This window comes from Streptomyces capparidis (assembly GCF_054782095.1).
The window spans coordinates 80,495-100,837 of record NZ_BAAGTD010000015.1; the positions used below are offsets into that span (position 1 = coordinate 80,495).

Sequence of the window (20,343 nt, forward strand, 5' to 3'; positions counted from 1 at the left end):
GCCCCGGCGGGCCCGGCCCCGAACGAGGGCGAAGTGAGAGGGCCCGCCCCGGACCGTGTGGTCCGGGGCGGGCCCTCTCGTCGTGCGGGTGCGGGGACCCGGCTCAGTGGTGGCCGTGTCCTGAGGTGATCTCCGCGTGCTCCTCCGCCGTCGGCTTCGGGATCTGCGAGCTCTCGCCGTAGAAGCCCTTGGACAGCTTCGCCCGCAGCTTCTGGGAGAGCGTCACCTTGCGGGCGACGCCGTTCTCGTCGACGCCCTCCTCGACCTCGTACGGCGTGCGCTGCTCGTGCTGCGTTAGCAGGAACAGCTTGTCCTGCGGCAGCGGCTCGTGCACCTCGATGAACTCGCCGTGCGGCAGGCGCTTGATCACGCCGGTCTCCCGGCCGTGCAGCACCTTCTCGCGGTCGCGCCGCTGGAGGCCCAGGCAGATCCGCTTGGTCACGATGAACACGACCACCGGGACCACGAAGAACCCGATCCGGATCGCCCAGGTGATCGCGTTGATCGACACATGGAAGTGGGTCGCGAACAGGTCGTTGCCGCCGCCGATGAGCAGGATGAGGTACAGGCTGATCCAGGCGGCGCCGAGGCCGGTGCGGACCGGGGCGTTGCGCGGGCGGTCCAGCAGGTGGTGCTCGCGCTTGTCACCGGTGATCCACGCCTCGATGAACGGGTACACGCCGATCGCCAGCAGCACCAGCGGGAAGATCATCAGCGGGACGAACACGCCCAGTGCCAGGGTGTGGCCCCAGGCCGTGATCTCCCAGCCGGGCATGACGCGGATCAGGCCCTCGGAGAAGCCCATGTACCAGTCGGGTTGGGCGTCGGTGGACACCTGGTCCGGCCGGTATGGACCGTACGCCCAGATCGGGTTCACCGTGGCGATCGCCGCCATCAGGGAGATGACGCCGAACACGATGAAGAAGAAGCCGCCCGCCTTGGCCGTGTACACCGGCAGCAGCGGGGCGCCGACCACGTTGTTGTTGGTGCGGCCGGGGCCCGGGAACTGGGTGTGCTTGTGGTAGAAGACCAGGATCAGGTGGGCGACCAGCAGGCCCAGCATGATGCCCGGCACCACCAGCACGTGCATGGTGAACAGGCGCGGGATGATCAGGTGGCCGGGGAACTCGCCGCCGAAGATGAACATCGACAGGTAGGTGCCGATCAGCGGCGTGGCGAGGATCGCGCCCTCCATGAACCGGATGCCCGTGCCCGAGAGCAGGTCGTCCGGCAGGGAGTAGCCGAAGAAGCCCTCGAACATGCCGAGGAACAGCAGGGTCCAGCCGATCAGCCAGTTGATCTCACGCGGCTTGCGGAAGGCTCCGGTGAAGAAGATCCGCATCATGTGGACCATCATCGCCGCGATGAAGACGATGGCCGCCCAGTGGTGGATCTGCCGGATCAGCAGACCGCCGCGCACGTCGAAGCTGATGTCCAGCGTCGAGGCGTACGCCTCCGACATCTGCACGCCCTGGAGCGGGACGTAGGAGCCGTCGTAGGTGACGTGCCCCATGCTCGGGACGAAGAACAGCGTGAGGTAGACGCCGGTGAGGATGATGATGATGAAGCTGTAGAGCGCGATCTCCCCGAGCATGAAGGACCAGTGGTCCGGGAAGATCTTGCGCATGTTGGCCTTGGCCAGGCCGTAGATGCCCAGCCGGCCGTCCGCCCAGTCGGCGGCCCGGACCCCCTTGGAGTCCTTGCCGCCCGGCTTGCCGCTCGTGGTACTCATCCGCGCTCCCAGAAGCTCGGGCCGACGGGCTCATCGAAGTCGCCGAGAGCCTGGAGGTAACCCTCTTCGTTCACGCCGATCCGCAGTTGCGGGAGAGCGTGACCCGCGGGGCCGAAGATGACCCGCCCGCCGTCGGCCAGGTCGAAGGTCGACTGGTGGCACGGGCACAGCACGTGGTGCGTCTGCTGCTCGTACAGGCTGATCGGGCAGCCGACGTGGGTGCAGATCTTGGAGTAGGCGACGATGCCCTCGTAGGCCCACTCGCGCTCGCGCTTGTCCTTGATGTCGTCCGGCTCCAGCCTGATGATCATCAGGGCCGCCTTGGCGATCTCCTGCTGGAAGTCGTGGTCGTGCTCGTCCAGCCCCTGGGGCGCGGCGAAGACCAGCGAGCCCACGGTCACGTCCGACGGCTTGATCGGCTCGTGCGTGTTCTGGTTGATCAGCAGCTTGCCCTTGGCCCAGGCGGTCTTGTGCAGCTTGTTCTCGGGCAGCGGCCCGAGGTCGCGCAGCAGGACCACACCCGACAGCGGCACCAGGGCCAGCGCGCCGAACATGGTGTTGCGGACCAGCTTGCGGCGGCCGAACTGGCTCTCGCGGACACCGGTCTGCCAGTCCTCGAACACCTGCTCGCGGACCTCGGGGGTGGCCGAGACCGGGTGGCGCTCCTGCGCGATCTCGTGGCCGTCCATCAGCGTGCGGGCCCAGTGGACCGCGCCCGCGCCGATGCAGAACAGCGCGATGCCCAGGGTGGTGCCGAGCGCGAAGTTCAGGATGCTCACGTGGCCGAACGGCCAGATGTGGACGATCTTCTCCTTGTCGAAGGCGACGAAGGAGGCGATGAAGGCGACCGTGGCCAGCATCGAGATGGTGAACATCAGGGCGACGGCGCGCTCGGACCGCTGGGCGGCGCGCTCGTCGATGTCCTGGCGGCGCGGCTCGTGCGGCGGCAGGCCGGGGTCGGGGAAGGACGGGGAGCCCGTCTCCTCCAGGTGCCCGGACTGCCCGTGCTTCTCCGGCAGGTTCTCGGGCTCGTTGGTGTCGTTGTCGTCGGGACGGCTGCTCATGACTTCCTCGCCTTGGCGTTCCTGGCGGCGATCCAGCAGGCCAGGGCGATCAGCGCGCCGAGGCCGAAGATCCAACCGAAGAGACCCTCGGTCACGGGGCCGAGGCTGCCGAGGGACAGACCGCCCGGGTTGGGGTCGTCATCGGCGGTGACCTGGCGGACGTAGGCGACGACGTCCCGCTTGTCCTCCTCCGGCATCAGGCTGTCGGGGAAGGACGGCATGTTCTGCGGGCCGGTGAGCATCGCCTCGTAGATGTGCTTCGCGGAGGAGCCCTCCAGGCTTGGGGCGAACTTCCCCTTGGTCAGGGCGCCGCCCTGGCCGCGGAAGTTGTGGCACTGCGCGCAGTTGGTGCGGAACAGCTCGCCGCCGTTGGCGAGGTCGGCGTCGCTCGGGTCGTAGCTCTTCTCGGAGGGCACGGAGGGACCGGGGCCGAGCGTGGCGATGTACGCGGCCAACTGGTCGATCTCGGCCTGGGTGTAGACCTTGGGCTTTTCCGGCACCTGGGCGCCGGGCTGCTGGGCGGGCATACGGCCGGTGCCGACCTGGAAGTCGACCGCCGCGGCGCCGACGCCCACCAGGGAGGGGCCGTCACTGCTGCCCTGCCCGCCGGTGCCGTGGCAGCTCGAGCAGCCGACGGCGTACAGCTTCTTGCCCTCCTCGATCGCGAGCGACTGGGAGGACGAGTCGGCGTTCGCCTTCTCGGCAGGCGCGAACGCGGCGTACAGCCCCCCGGTGGCCGCGAGCGCGAAGAGTAGGACGACGAGCGCCGCCAGCGGGTGGCGCCGTCGCACGGAGAGCTTTTTCACGGATTACCCCGGTGTCAGGATCTTCAGCGTCAGTGTTCGTCGAGTTCGTCGTGGCCGGTCGCGCAGCGTGCTGACCAGGCATGTCCGGTTACTTGATCATGTGACTACTTGATCAGGTAGATCGTGGCGAAGAGGCCGATCCAGACGACATCGACGAAGTGCCAGTAGTACGACACGACGATCGCGGAGGTGGCCTGCTCGTGCGTGAACCTCTTGGCCGCGTACGTCCTGCCGAGCACGAGGAGGAACGCGATGAGGCCGCCCGTCACGTGCAGCCCGTGGAAGCCGGTGGTCAGGTAGAACACCGAGCCGTACTGGTCGGACGAGAGCGTGAGGCCCTCGTGCTTGACCAGCTCGGTGTACTCGAACACCTGGCCGCCGATGAAGATCGCGCCCATGATGAACGTGATGATGAACCACAGGCGCAACTTCTTGACGTCACCGCGCTCGGCGGCGAACACGCCGAGCTGGCACGTCAGCGAGGAGAGCACCAGGATCGTGGTGTTGGTCGCCGCGAACGGCAGGTTCAGTGCCGAGTTCTTCTCGTCCCAGAACTCCTGGCCACTCACCGAGCGGGCGGTGAAGTACATCGCGAAGAGGGCCGCGAAGAACATCAGCTCGGAGCTCAACCAGATGATCGTTCCGACGCTGACCAGGTTCGGCCGGTTGACCGACGGGTGCGCGTGCCCGGTATCTACTGCTGTTGCTGTCGCCACGCCGACATTATGTCGGTCGCTTATCCGGCCTTCACTACCGGGGGGTCCCCTTCGGTGTGTCAAGGCATCCGGGCCGCTCCGGCGGGTCGGGCGGGGCCCGGCGCGGGGCCCCGGGCGGGCACCCGGCCGGGTGGTTCCTCCCGGATTACGCCCGGGCGCGTCACGCCGGCGCCGCCGAGGTCCCCCCAAGGGACGAACGAGCGGGGAAACGGCGATCTTGCAGGGTCCGCACCCTGCTGCGGGCGGCCCTGACCGGAGTAGCATCCGGGCAGTAGCCGGGATCACTTTCTGGGGGTACCGCACATGACGGACAGCGCGCGCCGGACGGCCACCGTGCTGGTGTACAGCGACGACGCCAACACACGTCAGCAGGTCAGGCTCGCCGTGGGCCGCCGCCCCGCCCCCGACCTGCCCCCGGTGGAGTACCTGGAGTGCGCCACCGCGCCCGCCGTGGTCTCCGCGCTGGAGAGCGGCGGCGTGGACGTGTGCGTGCTCGACGGCGAGGCCGTGCCCGCCGGCGGCATGGGCCTGTGCCGGCAGGTCAAGGACGAGATCTTCAACTGCCCGCCGGTGCTGCTCCTCATCGGACGGCCCCAGGACGCGTGGCTCGCCACCTGGAGCCGCTCCGACGCCGCGGTCACCCACCCCGTCGACCCGGTGGCCTGCGCCGAGTCCCTCGCCGGCCTGCTGCGGGCCAGGCTCGGACGGCAGCTCGCCTCGTAGCGGCCCCGGGCGGGCGGGGCGGCCCCGGCCGGGCGCGTCCCGCCTGCCGGACTCAGCCACGCCCGCGGTCGGCCCGCTCAGTAGGGTGGTCGGCGTCCTTCGTCGACGCGCCCCTCGCCCCGTGCGCGAGGGGGCCGACCCACTGGAGCGTGGACCATGAGCGATGCGACCCCCGCAGGCGGCGACCGCGCGCGGGCCACCTCCTGGCCGGCCGTGCTGAACGCGCTGCTGCGCCGCGAGGACCTCTCCGCCGCCGACACCGCGTGGGCGATGGACCAGATCATGAGCGGCGAGGCCACCGACGCCCAGATCGCCGCGTTCGCCGTCGCGCTGCGCGCCAAGGGCGAGACCGTCGCCGAGATCAGCGGCCTGGTCCGGGCCATGTACGCGCACGCCCGGCTGATCGAGGTGCCCGGGCCCACCGTGGACATCGTCGGCACCGGCGGCGACGGCGCGAAGACCGTCAACATCTCCACCATGTCCGCGGTCGTGGTGGCCGGCGCCGGGGTGCGGGTGGTCAAGCACGGCAGCCGCGCCTCCTCCTCGGCCAGCGGCGCCTCCGACGTGCTGGGGCAGTTGGGCGTGAACCTGGAGCTGTCCCCGGAGCGGGTGGCCGCGGTCGCCGAGGAGGCGGGCATCACCTTCTGCTTCGCGGTGAAGTTCCACCCGGCCCTGCGGCACGTGGCCAGGGCGCGCCGCGAGATGGGCATCGCCACCCCGTTCAACCTCCTCGGCCCGCTGACCAACCCCGCGCGGGTGCGGGCCCAGGCCACCGGCGTCGCGGACGCGCGGATGGCGCCGATCGTGGCCGGGGTGCTGGCCGACCGCGGGGTGTCCGCGCTGGTCTTCCGCGGCGACGACGGCCTGGACGAGCTCACCACCACCGCGACCTCCCAGGTGTGGCGGGTCCGGGACGGCCGCGTCACCCGGGAGGCGTTCGACCCGCGGGACGTGGGCCTTGACCTGGTGCCGGTCAGCGCCCTGGTCGGCGGGGACGCGGCGCACAACGCCGCGGTGGCGCGGCGACTGCTGGCGGGGGAGCGGGGGCCGGTGCGGGACGCGGTGCTGCTGAACGCGGCGGCGGCGCTGGTGGCGGTGGACCAGACGGACGCCCCGCTCACCGAGCAGATCGCGGCCGGGATGGAGAGGGCCGCCCGCTCCATCGACTCCGGCGCCGCCCGGATGACCCTGGACCGCTGGGTGGAGGCCACGAAGGACGCCCCGGAGAAGTAGGCGCCGGGCGGGCGGGGGCGGACGGGCCGCCGTGCCGTGCGCGGCCCGCCCCGGCCGCCCCCGGCGCCCGCCTCGCCCGGGCGGCCCCGGGCCGGGGCGCCCGCCCCCGCCCCCGTTCCACACTCTGAGCCGCCCTGGGAGGGGCGTCCGGGGCTGTGCCATACTCCACCGCAGGTCACGAGTGACAGCGATCAAGGCCCCGGCCCGCTGTCCGGCAACCCTCCGTCCGTGGCGGGGTGCCCCGGGTGATGACCGGGCCGTGGGCGCGGGTGCCCGCGGCAAGCGCGGGCTCCTCACGTCTCGGCGCATGCCCCCAGCGGGTGGTGCCCGCGGAATCGTCTTCCTGTCCGGTATGGGAGCTTCCGCAATGGTTCTGCACTCTTCCCCCGTCCGCACCGCCCCCCGCCCCGCCACCGGCGGCGCCCTGCCGCTTCCGGTGCTGGGCCACGACGTCCTCGTCCCCCTGGCCGACGGCACCGAGGCGCCCTACGCCGCCCTGGACCACGCCGCGTCCGCCCCCGTCCTGCGCCGGGTGTGGGAGGACGTCGCCGCGTACGCGCCCTACTACGGCAGCGTCCACCGCGGCGCCGGGTACCTCTCCCGCCTGTCCACCGAGCTGTACGAGCGCAGCCGTGCCGAGGTGGCGGACTTCCTGGACTGCCGGGAGGACGACCAGGTCCTGTTCACCCGCTCCACCACCGACTCGCTGAACCTGCTGGCCGCCGCGCTGCCCCCGGGCACCCGCGTGTACGTGTTCGAGACCGAGCACCACGCGGCCCTGCTGCCGTGGCGGGGCGCCGAGGTGGTCTGCCTGCCCGCCCCGCGCGGCCCGCGGCAGGCCGTCGAGGCGCTGGAGCGCGCCCTCGCCGCGGACACCGGCGGGGGACCCCGCCTGGTGTGCGTGACCGGCGCCTCCAACGTCACCGGCGAGCTGTGGCCCGTCGCCGACCTCGCCGCGGCCGCCCACCGCCACGGCGCGCGGATCGTCCTGGACGCCGCGCAGCTCGCCCCGCACCACCCCGTGTCGGTGACCGGGCTCGGCGTGGACTGGGTGGCCTTCTCCGGCCACAAGCTGTACGCCCCGTTCGGCGCCGGGGTGCTGGCGGGGCGCGCGGACTGGCTGCGCCGGGCCGAGCCCTACCTGGCGGGCGGCGGCGCGAGCAGGCAGGTGGTGCGGGACGGCGGGGGCCTGCGGGTGGACTGGCACACCTCGGAGGCGCGGCACGAGGCCGGGTCGCCGAACGTGATCGGGGCCCACGCGATCGCGTCGGCGTGCCGGGCGCTGACCGAGGCCGGGTTCGACCGCCTGGTGGCGCGCGAGCGCCTGCTGCTGGACCGGCTGCTGACCGGGCTGGCCGCGGTGCCGGGGGTGCGGGTGCTGTCGCTGTTCGGGCCGGACGCGCCGCGGGTGGGCGTGGTGTCGTTCGTGGTGGCGGGCCGGGACAGCTCCGCGTTCGCCCGGGCGCTGTCGGACCGGTACGGCATCGGGGTGCGCGACGGCCTGTTCTGCGCGCACCCGCTGGTGCGGGTGCTGCTGGGCGAGGCCGCGGACGTGCCCGGGGAGTGCGGTGACGGCGACGGGGCGCCCGGCACGCTGCACGCGGTGCGGGTGAGCTTCGGCGTCGGCACGCCGGACGAGCACGTGGACCGGTTCCTGGCCGCGGTGCGCGAGCTGGCCGCGGGCCCCGCGGAGGACTAGCCGCCGGGCGGGGCACCGGGCTCGGCGCCGGGCGGGGCGCCGGGGTCAGGCTTCCAGGCCGATGGCGAACGCCGCCTCCAGGTCGTGCTGGGAGTAGGTGCGGAACGCCACGTGGGTCTCGGTGTACGTCACCCCTGGCACCTTGTTGAGACGGCCGGGGATGATGTCGGCGAGGTCCTCGTGGTTCCGCACCCGCACCATGGCCACCAGGTCGTAGGCGCCCGTCACCGAGTAGACCTCGCTGACCCCGTCCAGCGCGGCGATCGACTCGGCGATCTCGGGGATCCGGTCCACGTTGGTCTTGACGAGCACGATCGCGGTGATCACGGTGGCTGTCTCCTCGGGTCGCCCAGGTAGCGCTGCGCGGACCAGCGTATCCCGCGACACGGACGCCTCCGCAGGCCGTAGGGTTGCCCGCAGCGCGGGACGGGGCCGCCGGGAAAGGCGGCCGGACGGCGGCACCGACACTGACCGACACGCAGACAAGGACGACCACCATGGCGGTTCCCGTGCCCACCGAGCGGACCAGATGGCGCTGCACCCTGTGCGGCAACCTCACCCGGTTCGACGTCACCCGCACCAGCCGGGTCGTGGAGTACACCCACCTGGACCTCGCGGGCGAGCCCGCCGTGGAGGAGCGCCAGGTGCTCAGCGACACCATCGAGTCGGTGCGCTGCCGCTGGTGCAACGCGGTGGACCAGGTGGAGCTGGTCGAGCGGCCGGGGAGCTGATTACGGGCCCGGCCCGGCCGGGAGACAATGAATGAGGACGACAGCGGGCGACACACGGGGAGGCGCCGGAAGACGCGGAGCGCGGCACGCCGCACCCCCGTGGAAGGGCGGCGGGTCGGAGAACGGAGCGGCGGACGTGAGGGAACGTGAGGGCGAGCAGGCGCGGACGGAACCGGACCGGGCACGGGCGGACGCCCCGCCGGGGCGCGACGCGGGCGAGTCGCCTCCCGAGGAGGTCCTGGACCGGCCGCTGCCCGAGGGCGTGCGCCGCCGGGTCATAGGGCTGGCCGCCGAGGCGTTCGGCTCGTTCGGCCTCGCCGAACTGCCGCCCCAGTTGCGCCAGTACGCCCGCTTCACCCCCGCCCGCCGGGCCAAGTTCGCCGCCACGGCCCTGGCCACCGCCCTGGAGGGCGACGCCGCGTTCCGGCACCGCATGGCCGCGCGGCTGCGCCAGGCCCAGCCGGAGCTGGCCGAGGCCCTGGACGCGGGCACGGTCCCGGCCGCCGCCGACCCCCTCGACGTCGCCGCCGCCGCGTACCTGCTGCGCCCGCCCGGCTGGACCAAGCAGGTCGTCGCGGCGGGCGACGAGGCGGAGCGGGAGCGCAGCGAGCGGGCGAACGAGGCGGCGCTGCGCGAGCTGGCGCGGGTCAAGGCGGAGCTCGCCGAGCTGCGCGCCGGCGCCCGCGCCGAGGCGGACAAGGCGCGCGCCGAGCTGGAGGCGGCCCGCAAGGAGGCGGACTCCCTCCAGCGCAAGCTGCGCAGCGCCGTGAACGACGTGCGGCGCGGCGAGGCCGAGCTGCGCAAGGCGCAGGCGGAGCTGGAGGCGGTGCGCGGCGCGGCCGCCACCGAGCGGACGGCGGCGGAGAGCGAGGCGCGGCGGCTGCGGGCGCGGCTGGCCGAGACCGAGTCGGCGCTGGAGGCCAGCCGCAGGGCGGCCCGCGAGGGGCGCAGCGTGGAGGACATGCGGCTGCGGCTGCTGCTGGACACGGTGCTCGACGCCGCGCAGGGCCTGCGCAGGGAGCTGGCGCTGCCGCCGACGACCGGCAGGCCGGCGGACACCGTGGAGGCGGTCGCGCCCGGCCGGATGACCCCGAAGGACATCGCGCGCCGCGCCCTGTCCGAGGACGACCCGGCGCTGCTCGACCAGTTGCTGGCGCTGCCGCAGGCGCACCTGGTCGTGGACGGCTACAACGTCACCAAGACCGGCTATCCCACGATGCCGCTGGACAAGCAGCGGCTGCGCCTGCTCGGCGGCCTCTCCGGCCTGGCGGCGCAGAGCGGCGCCGAGGTGACGTGCGTGTTCGACGGCGCCGAGCTGGAGGGGCCGGTGCTGCTGGCGCCGCCGCGCGGGGTGCGGGTGCTGTTCAGCAAACCGGGGGAGACCGCCGACGAGCTGATCCGGCGTCTGGTGCGCGCCGAGCCGCCGGGCCGCCCCGTGGTGGTGGTCTCGGCGGACCGGGAGGTCGCCGACGGCGTGCGCCGGGCGGGCGCGCGGCCGGTGGCGTCCACGCTGCTGCTGCGGCGCCTGGCGCGCGGCTGACGGCGCGTCGCCGCCCCCGGACCCCGCTTCCACGAGCCCCGGCCGCGGGGGGGCGGCGCCCGTGCGGCATCGCGCACGAGCGCGTGCGTTTCGGCCGCTGATGCTCCGTGATGCCCCGTTCATTCGATGGGTGCGCGCTGTCCCCTTTTCCGCCTTTTCGGCCCCGCTTCCACCGGCCCCGTGAATGGCGGAGGCGTCGGAGCGGGTGTGCGCGGGGTGTCGGAATTTTCCGGAAAGGGCGTCATGCGGATGCCCCGCCAGGGGAATGCGGACGACTCACGGCAATTCAGGGAACCTGTCCCTCATGTCCGTTTGCGTCCTCGCGTCGCGGTCGGTGTGACCTGCGGCACAGCGTGTCCGGAATGGGTGTTTCCGGCCAGACGCTGTGTCTCCCGCCTGTCACGTGGCGTGGTAAGAGGCAAATTAATTTGCGGCGTGCCCCACTTTTTCTTCCGGAAGATTTGAAGCGATCGCCGTCGGGTCACTATGGTCGGGGCTCGAACCTCCGCCTGGTCGTTCATCCAGCCCGGATGACGGCGGGGGTGCCGCCGAGTCCCGTCCTGGCAGGGTGAAATCGCCGGAACGCGGAGCCGGGGACCCATTCCCTCCCAGAGGGGTCCTTCCGGGGTGAATCGGCGCGAGGGCCGCCCCGCGGAAGCGGGTCGGTGACGCGTCGTAGGGCAGCTTCCGGCCCGAACCCGTCAGCTCACCCGGTAGGCGGACTGAGGAAGAAGGAGTTCGCCTTCGTGGCGTCCCACCGTCGTCCCAAGCAGGCCGGCAAGGCACGAGTGACCGTGCTCACCACCGCTGCCGCGGCAGCGGTCGTGCTGTCGGGCCAGGCTGCCAACGCCGCCCCGGCCAAGCCCTCGAAGTCCGAGGTCAAGGAGCAGGTCGACAAGCTCTACCACGACGCCGAGATCGCGACCGAGAAGTACAACGGCGCGAAGGAGAAGCAGGACAAGCTCCAGCAGCAGGTCGACGACCTCCAGGACAAGGTCGCCCGCGAGCAGTCCGAGCTGAACGACCTCCAGAGCGACCTGGGCACCCTCGCCAGCTCCCAGTACCGCAACGGCGGCATGGACCCGAGCGTCCAGTTGTTCCTCTCCTCCGACCCGGACAGCTACCTCGACCAGGCGTCGGCCCTCGACCAGGTCGGCACCCGGCAGGCGGAGTCCATCAAGGAGATCCAGGAGCAGAAGCGGGTCCTCGACCAGGAGCGCGAGGAGGCCGCGAACAAGCTCGAGGACCTCGAGGAGACCCGCAAGCAGCTCGCCAAGAACAAGAAGGACGTTCAGGCCAAGCTGAAGAAGGCCCAGGACCTCCTCAACACGCTGACCGCCGAGGAGCGCGCGAAGGTCACCGCGCCCCAGCAGGACAGCGGCGGCGAGCGCGCCTCCCGCGACAGCGGCTCCCGCGAGGACCTGGTCACCGGCGTCCCGGCGTCGCAGCGCGCGTCCGCCGCGCTGGCGGCCGCCAAGACGAAGATCGGCTCGCCCTATGTGTGGGGCGGCAGCGGCCCGAACTCCTTCGACTGCTCCGGTCTGACCTCCTGGGCGTACGCGCAGGCGGGCGTGACGATCCCCCGCACCTCGCAGGCCCAGGCCAACGCCGGCACCCGCATCCCGCTGAGTCAGGCGCAGCCCGGTGACCTGATCATCCAGTACAGCGACTTCCACCACGTGGGCCTGTACGTGGGCAACGGGATGCAGCTCCACGCCCCCAAGCCCGGCGCCAACGTGCGTTACGAGACGCTCAGCTACATGGAGCCGCAGTTCGCGGTCCGCATCTGAGGCCGCGGCCCGGCTTCCCTCTTCCTCCGCGGACCCCGCCCCCTCCGGGCGGGGTCCGCGTCGTCGTGGGGCCGGGCGCGTGCCCCCGGCCCTCCTCGGCCCCTCCTCGGCCCTCGCGGACTCCTCCGCGGCGCCCGTACGGGTGAACGCATGGGGCGCCGTGTTGTCGCACATGCCGGGTGACCTGCGGTGTTTGGTGCGCCCCGGTGGCGGTTGAGTCGCAGGACCTTTGTGTCGCCGCCCCATCTGGCTAGTGTCTGCCCCGCAGCTCCGCGTAGTCGATCGCCCACCGAGGGTGACGGCGCGGAGGTTCCGCCGGAGCCCGGCACGGCCGTGACGGGGAGCCGGACCGGGCACCGGGAGCGGGCCGCGGTCCGGCCGAGGCCCGGGAGAAGGCGGCTGCACGGAAGAAGGAGTCCGCCTTAAGTGGGGTCCCACCGACGTTCCCCGCAGCCGGGCACGGCGCGGGTGACTCCGTTCGCCGTGGCGGCCGCGGGCGCCGCCACCCTCGTCGCCGCGCTCACGGCCGCCCCCGTCGCGGACGCCGTGCCGCAGACGGACGCGGACGAGGTGAAGGCCGAGGTCGAGCGGCTCTACGAGCAGGCCGAGGCGGCCACCGAGAAGTACAACGGGGCCAAGGAGCGCGAGCAGCGCTCCAAGCGGCGCGCCGGCCGCCTCCAGGACCGGGTGGCCCGCGGCCAGGCCGTCATCAACCGGATGCGCGACGCCCTCGGCGCCCTGGCCGCCGCGCAGTACCGCGGCGGCGCCGTGGACCCCGAGCTCCAGCTCATGCTCTCCTCCGACCCGGACGAGTACCTGGAGCGCGCCGCTGTGCTCAGCCAGGTCGGCCGCCGCCAGGCCGCCGACCTGCGGCATCTGCGCCACGCCCAGCGGGACCTGGGGCAGCGGCGGGCCGAGGCCGCCGCCGAACTGGAGGATCTGGCCGAGGCCCGCGCCGACCTGGCCCGCCACAAGCGCACCGTGCAGCGCAAGCTCTCCTCGGCCCGGCGGCTGCTGCACACCCTCGACGCCAGGGAGCGGGCCCGGCTGCGCCTGATGCACGGCGGGGCCGGGCGGCCCGTGGCCGCCCCGCACGGCCCCCCGGCGTCCTCCCGGCGCGCCGCGACGGCCGTGCGCGCGGCGATGGGGGCGCTCGGCTCCCCCTACAGTTGGGCCAGCGCGGGCCCGCACGCGTTCGACTGCTCGGGCCTGACCCACTGGGCGTACCGGCAGGCCGGGATCACCATCCCCCGCACCTCCCAGGCCCAGGCCGGCGCGGGCACCCGGGTGCCGCTGTCCCAGGCCAGGCCGGGCGACCTGGTCACCTACCGCGGCGACGCCAGCCACGTCGGCATGTACGTCGGCGGCGGCCGGGTCATCCACGCGCCCTACCCCGGGGCGCGGGTCCGCTACGACCCGGTGGACATGATGCCGGTGCACGCGGTGACCCGGGTGTGACGGCCGGAGCGGCCGGAGCGGCCTAGGATCGGGCCGTGGACGTGAGCGGCCGGCGGTGGGGGTTCGCGCCGGGGCCGCGCGCGGTCGCGGCCGTCGTCGCGGCGGCCGCGGTGCTGCTCGCGGCGCTGTTCCTGGTGCCGCCGCTCACCGGGCGGGACACGGAGCCCGGCACCCGCGCCGCCCTCACCGAGCTGCTGCGGCGCCGCGGCGAGGCCGTGGTCGAGCGGGACCGGGCCGCGTTCCTGCGGGACACCGCGCCGGGGCCGTTCCGCCGCCGCGAGGCCGCACGCTTCGGCAACCTCGCCGAGGTGCCGCTGGCCTCCTACGGCTACCGGCTGCTGCGGATCCGCGGCACCACCGCGGACGTCGAGCTGCGCTACCGCCTCACCGGCCACGACACCGGGCCCGTCACCGCCGCCGAGCGGTTCACCTTCGCCGCCCGCGACGGCCGGGTCACCCTCACCGGGGACGCGGGCGGCACCGCCCAACTGTGGGACTTCGGGCCGGTGCGGGCCGTGCGCGGCGAGCACAGCCTGGTGCTCGGCCTCGGCGGGCTCCGGGACCTGCGCGCCCGCGCGGCCGAGGCGGACCGGGCGGTGCCCGCCGTGCGCGCCGTGTGGCCGGACGGCTGGGGCGGGACCGTGGTGGTGCTGGTGCCCGCCACGCAGCGCCAGATGGCCGAGCTGCTCGGCGCCCCGGAGGAGAGCTACGCGGGCATCGCCGCCGTCACCACCGCCCAGGCCCGCGGCGCCTCCGCGGCCTCCGCCGACCGGATCCTGGTCAACCCGGAGGCCTACCGGGACCTGAGCGCGTTCGGCCGCCAGGTGGTGCTCACCCACGAGACCACCCACGTCGCCACCCGCCGCGCCACCACGCCCGCCACGCCGGTGTGGCTGTCGGAGGGCTTCGCCGACTGGGTCGCCTACGCCCGCACCGGCCGCTCCCCGGCCGAGGTCGCGCCCGAGCTGCGGCGCGACGTGCTCGCCGGGCACGTCCCGCAGCGGCTGCCCGGCGACGCCGACTTCTCCGCCGGGCGCGACGGGCTCGCGCAGGCGTACGAGATGGCGTGGCTGGCCTGCCGGATGACCGCCGCCACCTGGGGGCAGGACAGGCTGGAGGAGCTGTACCGCGCGGCCGGCCGCGGCGTGGGCGGGGAGCGGGAGCTGGACGCCCGGATGCGGTCCGTGCTCGGCGTCGGGCTCGCGGACTTCACCGCGCGGTGGCGCGCCTATGTGCAGGAGGAGCTGCGATGAGCCAGGCCGGGCGGGCCCGCGGGGCCGTCACCGAGGTGTTCACCGACGAGGAGCGGGAGCGCGGGCGCGCCCTGCGCCGCGCGCAGTGGCCGCCCGCGCTCGCCGGCCGCGCCGCTTCCCTGGCGGCGCTGCTCGCCCTCGGCCTGACCCCGGCCGGGTCCGCGGTGGTGGACGCGGTGGGCGGCCCCTGGTGGGCGCGGGCGCTGTGGGGCGCGGCGGCGCTGGTCGCGGTGGGCACGGCGGTGCGGCTGCCGTTCAGCGCCCGGGTGACGGCGGCGCGGCGCCGGTTCGGCCTGGTCACGCAGGGCCGGAGCGGCTGGTGGGCGGACGTGCTGCGCGGGCTGCTGGTGTCGCTGCCGCTCGCCGCCGGCGCCGTCCTCGGCTGGTACGCCCTGGCCAGGGCCTGGCCGGACACCTGGTGGTGGGCCGCCGCCGGGTGCGCCGCCGCGGTGTCGGTGCTGCTGTCCTGGGTGGCCCCGCTGCTGCTGGAACCCGTCTTCAACCGGTTCACGCCCCTGCCGGAGGGCGAGCTGCGCACCGCGCTGCTGGACCTGGCGCGGCGGGACGGCGTCGCGGTGCGCGACGTCCTCGTCGCCGACGCCTCCCGCCGCACCACCGCCCTGAACGCGTACGTGTCCGGGTTCGGCGCCACCCGCCGGGTCGTCGTCTTCGACACGCTGCTGGAGCGGGCCGAGCCGCGGGAGGTGGAGCTGGTGGTCGCGCACGAGCTCGGGCACGTGCGGCACCGGGACGTGGCGCGGGGCACCGCGCTCGGCGCGCTCGGCGCCGCGGCCGGGACGCTGCTGCTGGCGGCGGCCGCGAGCTGGGACCCGCTGCTGCGGGCGGCCGGCGCGGACCGCGTCCGGGACCCCGGCTCGGTGTTCCTGCTGGCCGCGCTGGCGGCGCTGCTGGCCGCGGTGGCGGGCCCGGCCGGGCGCGCGGTGAGCCGCCGCGTGGAGGCCCGCGCCGACCGGCACGCCCTGGACCTGACCGGCGACCCGGAGGCGTTCGTCGCCATGCAGCGCAGGCTGTCCGTCGCCAACGTCGCCGACGTGGACCCGCCCCGCCTCCTGCACGCCCTGTACGGCACCCACCCCAGCGCGGTGCAGCGCGTCGCCGCCGCCCGGGAGTGGGCGGCGCGGCGCGCGGGGGCGGCGGGCGCGACTACACCGCGAAGCGCCACGCCGTGATCATGTAGGCGCCGTACCAGGTGCCGAACAGCGCCAGGGCCGCGCCCACCAGCACCGCCGTGCGGGTCCTCGTCCTGGCCAGGGCCACGGCCACCGGGACCAGCGCGAGCAGCGCGGGCACCAGCAGGCGCGGCTTGGAGTGGTAGTAGTTCGTCTGGCCGACGGTCAGCGCGAGCACCAGCAGCCCGTGCACGGCCAGCGGCGGCCACACCCGGTCCAGCACCGCGAGCGCGCAGCCCACCGCGGTGAACGCGATGAGCAGCACCACGCTCAGCGCCACCCACCCGTCGCTGACGCGGAGCGTGTCGGCGAAGAACCGGGCGGTGGCCGCGCCCCAGTCCCAGTGGGTGCCCCACCCCGCCTCCTGCACGGCCGTCCAGCCGTCGAGCCGCCCGGTCCTGTGCGCCACCCACAGCAGGTACGAGGGGACGCCCGCCGCGCCCAGCGCGCACCCGGCGACGGCCCGCCACAGCACCCGCCGCTCCCGCCACATGGCGATGCCCGCGGCCACGGCCAGCGCCGCGGCCACCGCGACCGCCGTGGACCGGGTCAGCCCGGCCAGCAGCCCGCACACCCCGGCGGTCAGCCACGCCTGGCGGTGCGCGGCCAGCAGAGTGCCCGCGGCCAGGGCCAGGAACAGGCTCTCGGTGTAGGCCATGGACAGCGACACGGCCATGGGCTGCACGCACACCAGCGCGGTCAGGGCGAACGCGACCCTGCGGTCGTACAGCCGCAGGCCGAGCCGGTGCACCAGCACCGCGGCGGCGGCCCCGGCGAGCCTGGCGGAGGTGAGGGCGCAGGTCTCCCAGCCCAGGCCGGTCAGCTCGCGCAGCAGCCGGACGCTGCCGGGGTAGAGGGGGAAGAACGCGAGGTTGCTCCCGGCGAGGGTGCCGTCGGCGCGGTACTCCAGGCCCTGCGGGTAGCCGTGCTCGGCGGTGTGCAGGTACAGCCTGCCGTCCCAGGACAGCAGCCGCTCCCGCACCCCCTCCTCGCTGCCCGGGGGGATCATCAGCCACAGCACGGCGAGCTGGAGGGCCGCCGCCGCGGTGTACACGGCCAGCGGCACCCCGCACACCGCCAGGGCGCGCCGTGGCAGGGAGACGGACGGTGCCGCCGGGACGACCCGGCCGGAGAGATCCTCTTGCGCGCTGGTCACGGCCCCGCCCGGTCTCGCTGCTTTCCGTACGACGGTCCCCGACCCTACCTCCCCGCCGTCCGCGCCCGCCCTTCCCGCTAACCTCGCCGTGATGACCGACAAGACCCTCATCGTCACCAACGACTTCCCGCCCCGCCCCGGCGGCATCCAGGCGTTCGTGCACAGCATGGCGCTGCGGCTGGAGCCCGCGCGGGTGGTGGTCTACGCCTCCACCTGGAAGGACGGCGCCGAGGTGGCGCGGTTCGACCGGGAGCAGCCCTTCCCCGTGGTGCGGGACCGCGCCTCCGTGCTGCTGCCCACCCGCAGGGTGACGCGGCGCGCGGCGGAGCTGCTCCGGGCGGAGGGGTGCTCGTCGGTGTGGTTCGGCGCGTCCGCCCCGCTGGGCCTGATGGCGCCCGCGCTGCGCCGCGCCGGGGCGGAGCGCATCGTCGCCACGACCCACGGCCACGAGGCGGGCTGGGCGGCGCTGCCCGGGGCGAGGGCGCTGCTGCGCCGCATCGGGGACGGCGTGGACACCCTCACCTACCTCGGCGAGTACACCCGCTCCCGGATCGCCCCGGCCCTGAGCCCGCGGGCGGCGGAGCGCATGGTGCGGCTGACCCCGGGCGTGGACGAGCGGGCGTTCCGGCCGGGCGCGGGCGGCGCCGCGGTGCGGGAGCGGCTGGGGCTGACCGGGCGGCCCGTGGTGGTGTGCGTGTCCCGGCTGGTGCCGCGCAAGGGGCAGGACACGCTGATCCGGGCGATGCCGCGGGTGCTGGCCCGGGTGCCGGACGCGGCGCTGCTCGTCGTCGGCGGCGGCCCGTACCGCCGGAGCCTGGAGCGGCTCGCCGAGTCCGCGGGGGTGCGCGACGCGGTGGTGTTCACCGGCGCGGTGCCGTGGGCGGAGCTGCCCGCGCACTACGAGGCGGGGGACGTGTTCGCGATGCCGTGCCGCACCCGGCGGCGGGGCCTGGACGTGGAGGGCCTGGGCATCGTCTACCTGGAGGCGTCGGCGACGGGCCTGCCGGTGATCGCGGGCGACTCCGGCGGCGCGCCCGACGCGGTGCTCGACGGCGAGACCGGCTACGTGGTGCCCGGCGGCTCCCCCGAGGCCGCCGCGGAGCGCGTGGTGCGCCTGCTCACGGACCCGGAGCTGCGCCGCCGCATGGGCGAGCGGGGCCGCGCCTGGGTGGAGGAGGCGTGGCGCTGGGACCTGCTGGCGCGGCGGCTCGCCGCCCTGCTGTGAGCCCGGCCGCGCCGCGCCCTCCCGGGTCCGGGGCGCCGCCCCGGACCCGCGTGCCCGGCCCCCCGGCTAGCGGTAGATCGCCTCGATCTCGTCCGAGAAGTCCTTCAGCACCAGGTGCCGCTTCAGCTTCAGCGACGGCGTCAGATGCCCGCCCTCCTCGCTGAACTGCGCGTCCAGGACGCGGAACTTCTTCACCGCCTCGGCCCGCGACACCCCGCTGTTGCCGTCGTCCACCGCGGCCTGCACCGCCGCGAGCAGCTCCGGGTCGCCGCGCAGCTCGGCGGCGCCCCGCCCGGCCTTGCCCCGCTGCTCCGCCCAGCGGCCGAGGAACTCCTCGTCGAGGGTGATCAGCGCGCCCACGAACGGCCTGCCCTCGCCGACCACCATGCACTCGGCGATCAGGGCGTGCGCCCGGATGCGGTCCTCTATCACCGCGGGGGCCACGTTCTTGCCGCCCGCGGTGACGATGATCTCCTTCTTCCGGCCGGTGAGCCGCAGGTAGCCGTCCTCGTCCAGTTGGCCGAGGTCGCCGGTGCGGAACCAGTCGCCGTCGAACACCTCCTCGGTGGCCGAGGGGTTGTTCCAGTAGCCGGAGAACAGGTGCCCGCCGCTGAGCAGCACCTCGCCGTCCTCGGCGATGCCCACCCCGGAACCGGGGATCGGCTGGCCCACGGTGCCGATCTTCTGCCGCTCCAGGGGGTTGAACGTGGTGGCGCCGAAGGACTCCGTCAGGCCGTAGCCCTCCAGCACGACGAACCCGATGCCGCGGTAGAAGTGCCCGAGCCGCTCGCCGAGCGGCCCGCCGCCGGACACGGCGTGGGTGGCCAGGCCGCCCAGCGCGGCCCGCAGCTTGCCGTACACCAGCTTGTCGAACAGCCGGTGCTTGAGCCGCAGCAGCAGGCCGGGACCGGACGGGGTGTCCAGCGCCCGGCTGTACTCCATGGCGCAGTTCGCCGCCAGGTCGAAGATGCGGCCCTTGCCGTCGGCCTCGGCCTTGGCCCGCGCCCCGTTGTAGACCTTCTCGAACACCCGGGGCACCGCGACGACCAGGGTGGGCCGGAACGACGCCAGCTCGCCCTGGAGCTGCTTGACGTCGGAGACGTGGCCGAGCCGGATCGGCGCCAGCATCGCGCAGATCTCCACCATGCGGCCGAGCACGTGCGCCAGCGGCAGGAACAGCAGCACCGAGGCGTCCTCGTGGAACAGCGTCCGCAGCCGCTCCACGGTGTTGCCGGTCTCGGCGAGGAGGTTGCGGTGCGTCAGCACGCAGCCCTTGGGGCGGCCGGTGGTGCCCGAGGTGTAGACGATGGACGCGGGGGAGTCGGCCCTGGCGATCGCGGTGCGCTCGTCGACGGTCCCGTCGGCGATGTCCTCCCCGGCCCGCACGAGCTGCTCGACGGCGCCCGCCTCCAGTTGCCAGACGTTCTTCAACTGAGGCAGCCGCTCCCGCACCGACTCCACGGCCGCCTCGTGGGAGGCGTCGGCGACCATGCAGCCGACCGCGCCCGAGTCGTTGAGGATCCACTCGACCTGCTCCGCGGAGGACGTCTCGTAGATGGGCACGGACACGCCGCCCGCCGTCCAGACCGCGAAGTCGAACAGCGTCCACTCGTACCGGGTGGGCGACATCAGGCCAACCCGGTCACCGGGGCGGACCCCGGAGGCGATCAGGCCCTTGGCGACCGAGCGCACCTGCGCGAGGAACTCGGCCGCGGTCACGTCCTGCCACGCCCCGGCGGTCTTTCTGCTGATCACCGCACGTGAGGGGTGCCGCGTGGCGTTGCTGCGGATGAGATCCGTCAGATTGCTGTCCGCGGGTACCTCGTACAGGGCCGGAAGGCTGAACTCGCGCAAGACTGCTGCTCCTCATCGGCGCCGGCGGCGTGACGGCGGTGTCCCCAGCGGGGGTGCTTCGCTGGACTGCCCGGGACGCTACCGACCGGTAAACAATTCAGGTAGGGGGTCGGCCCTCAATGTTCCTCGTGTCACACAGCGGCGGCGGGGCTGGCTGGTTCTTTACCCCACCG

The 20,343-nt window shown here is 74.1% G+C and carries 17 protein-coding genes and 2 riboswitches; of the genes, 10 read left to right on the forward strand and 7 right to left on the reverse strand.

The annotated features are described in order from the left end of the window. Positions 1-103 precede the first annotated feature (103 nt). From qcrB to ctaE, 4 genes are all read right to left on the reverse strand, one after another. Positions 104-1,732 carry a cytochrome bc1 complex cytochrome b subunit gene (gene qcrB / locus ACYVO2_RS14675; protein WP_461008213.1) on the reverse strand — a complete coding sequence of 543 codons (1,629 nt, stop codon included), beginning with the start codon at positions 1,730-1,732 and terminating at the stop codon, positions 104-106. Continuing rightward, positions 1,729-2,796, reverse strand: coding sequence for a cytochrome bc1 complex Rieske iron-sulfur subunit (gene qcrA, locus ACYVO2_RS14680; RefSeq protein ID WP_461008214.1), 1,068 nt, complete (start codon positions 2,794-2,796; stop codon positions 1,729-1,731). Before qcrA ends, qcrB begins: the two co-directional genes overlap by 4 nt. After that, positions 2,793-3,602, reverse strand: coding sequence for a cytochrome bc1 complex diheme cytochrome c subunit (gene qcrC, locus ACYVO2_RS14685; RefSeq protein WP_461008215.1), 810 nt, complete (start codon positions 3,600-3,602; stop codon positions 2,793-2,795). Before qcrC ends, qcrA begins: the two co-directional genes overlap by 4 nt. 104 nt (positions 3,603-3,706) lie before the next feature. Further along, positions 3,707-4,318, reverse strand: coding sequence for an aa3-type cytochrome oxidase subunit III (gene ctaE, locus ACYVO2_RS14690; RefSeq protein ID WP_461008216.1), 612 nt, complete (start codon positions 4,316-4,318; stop codon positions 3,707-3,709). 303 nt (positions 4,319-4,621) lie between these two features. On the opposite strand from ctaE, the gene ACYVO2_RS14695 reads away from it, so the two are divergent. From ACYVO2_RS14695 to ACYVO2_RS14705, 3 genes are all read left to right on the forward strand, one after another. Further along, positions 4,622-5,041 carry a hypothetical protein gene (locus tag ACYVO2_RS14695; RefSeq protein WP_461008217.1) on the forward strand — a complete coding sequence of 140 codons (420 nt, stop codon included), beginning with the start codon at positions 4,622-4,624 and terminating at the stop codon, positions 5,039-5,041. Between the two features lie 156 nt (positions 5,042-5,197). Then, entirely contained in the window at positions 5,198-6,274 is a 1,077-nt protein-coding gene (trpD, locus tag ACYVO2_RS14700) for an anthranilate phosphoribosyltransferase (protein ID WP_461008218.1), read from the forward strand. A gap of 173 nt (positions 6,275-6,447) precedes the next feature. Further along, positions 6,448-6,565: riboswitch (SAM riboswitch) on the forward strand. 76 nt (positions 6,566-6,641) lie between these two features. After that, positions 6,642-7,973: an aminotransferase class V-fold PLP-dependent enzyme gene (locus ACYVO2_RS14705; RefSeq protein WP_461008219.1), complete on the forward strand. Its 1,332-nt coding sequence runs from the start codon at positions 6,642-6,644 to the stop codon at positions 7,971-7,973. 45 nt (positions 7,974-8,018) lie between these two features. On the opposite strand, the gene ACYVO2_RS14710 is transcribed toward ACYVO2_RS14705, so the two are convergent. Next, a complete protein-coding gene (locus ACYVO2_RS14710) occupies positions 8,019-8,300 on the reverse strand; it encodes an Lrp/AsnC family transcriptional regulator (protein WP_461008220.1) in 282 nt (93 codons plus the stop codon). Between the two features lie 170 nt (positions 8,301-8,470). On the opposite strand from ACYVO2_RS14710, the gene ACYVO2_RS14715 reads away from it, so the two are divergent. The 6 genes from ACYVO2_RS14715 to ACYVO2_RS14740 all read left to right on the forward strand — a co-directional run bounded on the left by ACYVO2_RS14715 (position 8,471) and on the right by ACYVO2_RS14740 (position 15,935). Continuing rightward, the gene (locus ACYVO2_RS14715; RefSeq protein ID WP_461008221.1) at positions 8,471-8,704 is read left to right on the forward strand and encodes a hypothetical protein; all 234 of its coding nucleotides are present in this window, start codon (positions 8,471-8,473) and stop codon (positions 8,702-8,704) included. A gap of 136 nt (positions 8,705-8,840) precedes the next feature. Further along, positions 8,841-10,244, forward strand: coding sequence for an NYN domain-containing protein (locus tag ACYVO2_RS14720; protein ID WP_461008222.1), 1,404 nt, complete (start codon positions 8,841-8,843; stop codon positions 10,242-10,244). A gap of 565 nt (positions 10,245-10,809) precedes the next feature. Then, positions 10,810-10,980, forward strand: a riboswitch (cyclic di-AMP (ydaO/yuaA leader). A 10-nt stretch (positions 10,981-10,990) separates the two neighbouring features. Next, positions 10,991-12,034: a C40 family peptidase gene (locus ACYVO2_RS14725; RefSeq protein ID WP_461008223.1), complete on the forward strand. Its 1,044-nt coding sequence runs from the start codon at positions 10,991-10,993 to the stop codon at positions 12,032-12,034. A gap of 426 nt (positions 12,035-12,460) precedes the next feature. Then, on the forward strand, positions 12,461-13,492 hold the full coding sequence (locus ACYVO2_RS14730) for an NlpC/P60 family protein (RefSeq protein ID WP_461008224.1): 1,032 nt from the start codon (positions 12,461-12,463) through the stop codon (positions 13,490-13,492). A 35-nt stretch (positions 13,493-13,527) separates the two neighbouring features. Continuing rightward, a complete protein-coding gene (locus ACYVO2_RS14735; protein WP_461008225.1) occupies positions 13,528-14,745 on the forward strand; it encodes a hypothetical protein in 1,218 nt (405 codons plus the stop codon). Next, the gene (locus ACYVO2_RS14740; RefSeq protein ID WP_461008226.1) at positions 14,742-15,935 is read left to right on the forward strand and encodes a M48 family metalloprotease; all 1,194 of its coding nucleotides are present in this window, start codon (positions 14,742-14,744) and stop codon (positions 15,933-15,935) included. The genes ACYVO2_RS14735 and ACYVO2_RS14740 overlap by 4 nt, the downstream gene beginning before the upstream one ends. Here the strand turns inward: ACYVO2_RS14740 and ACYVO2_RS14745 are convergent. Continuing rightward, positions 15,910-17,091, reverse strand: coding sequence for a mannosyltransferase family protein (locus ACYVO2_RS14745; RefSeq protein ID WP_461008227.1), 1,182 nt, complete (start codon positions 17,089-17,091; stop codon positions 15,910-15,912). The genes ACYVO2_RS14740 and ACYVO2_RS14745 overlap by 26 nt on opposite strands. A 91-nt stretch (positions 17,092-17,182) precedes the next feature. On the opposite strand from ACYVO2_RS14745, the gene ACYVO2_RS14750 reads away from it, so the two are divergent. Then, on the forward strand, positions 17,183-18,316 hold the full coding sequence (locus ACYVO2_RS14750) for a glycosyltransferase family 4 protein (RefSeq protein WP_461008228.1): 1,134 nt from the start codon (positions 17,183-17,185) through the stop codon (positions 18,314-18,316). 66 nt (positions 18,317-18,382) lie between these two features. Here ACYVO2_RS14750 and ACYVO2_RS14755 read toward each other — a convergent pair whose 3' ends face one another. Further along, positions 18,383-20,170 (reverse strand): AMP-dependent synthetase/ligase, encoded by a 1,788-nt coding sequence (locus tag ACYVO2_RS14755; RefSeq protein ID WP_461008229.1) that lies wholly within the window; start codon positions 20,168-20,170, stop codon positions 18,383-18,385. Positions 20,171-20,343 lie beyond the last annotated feature (173 nt).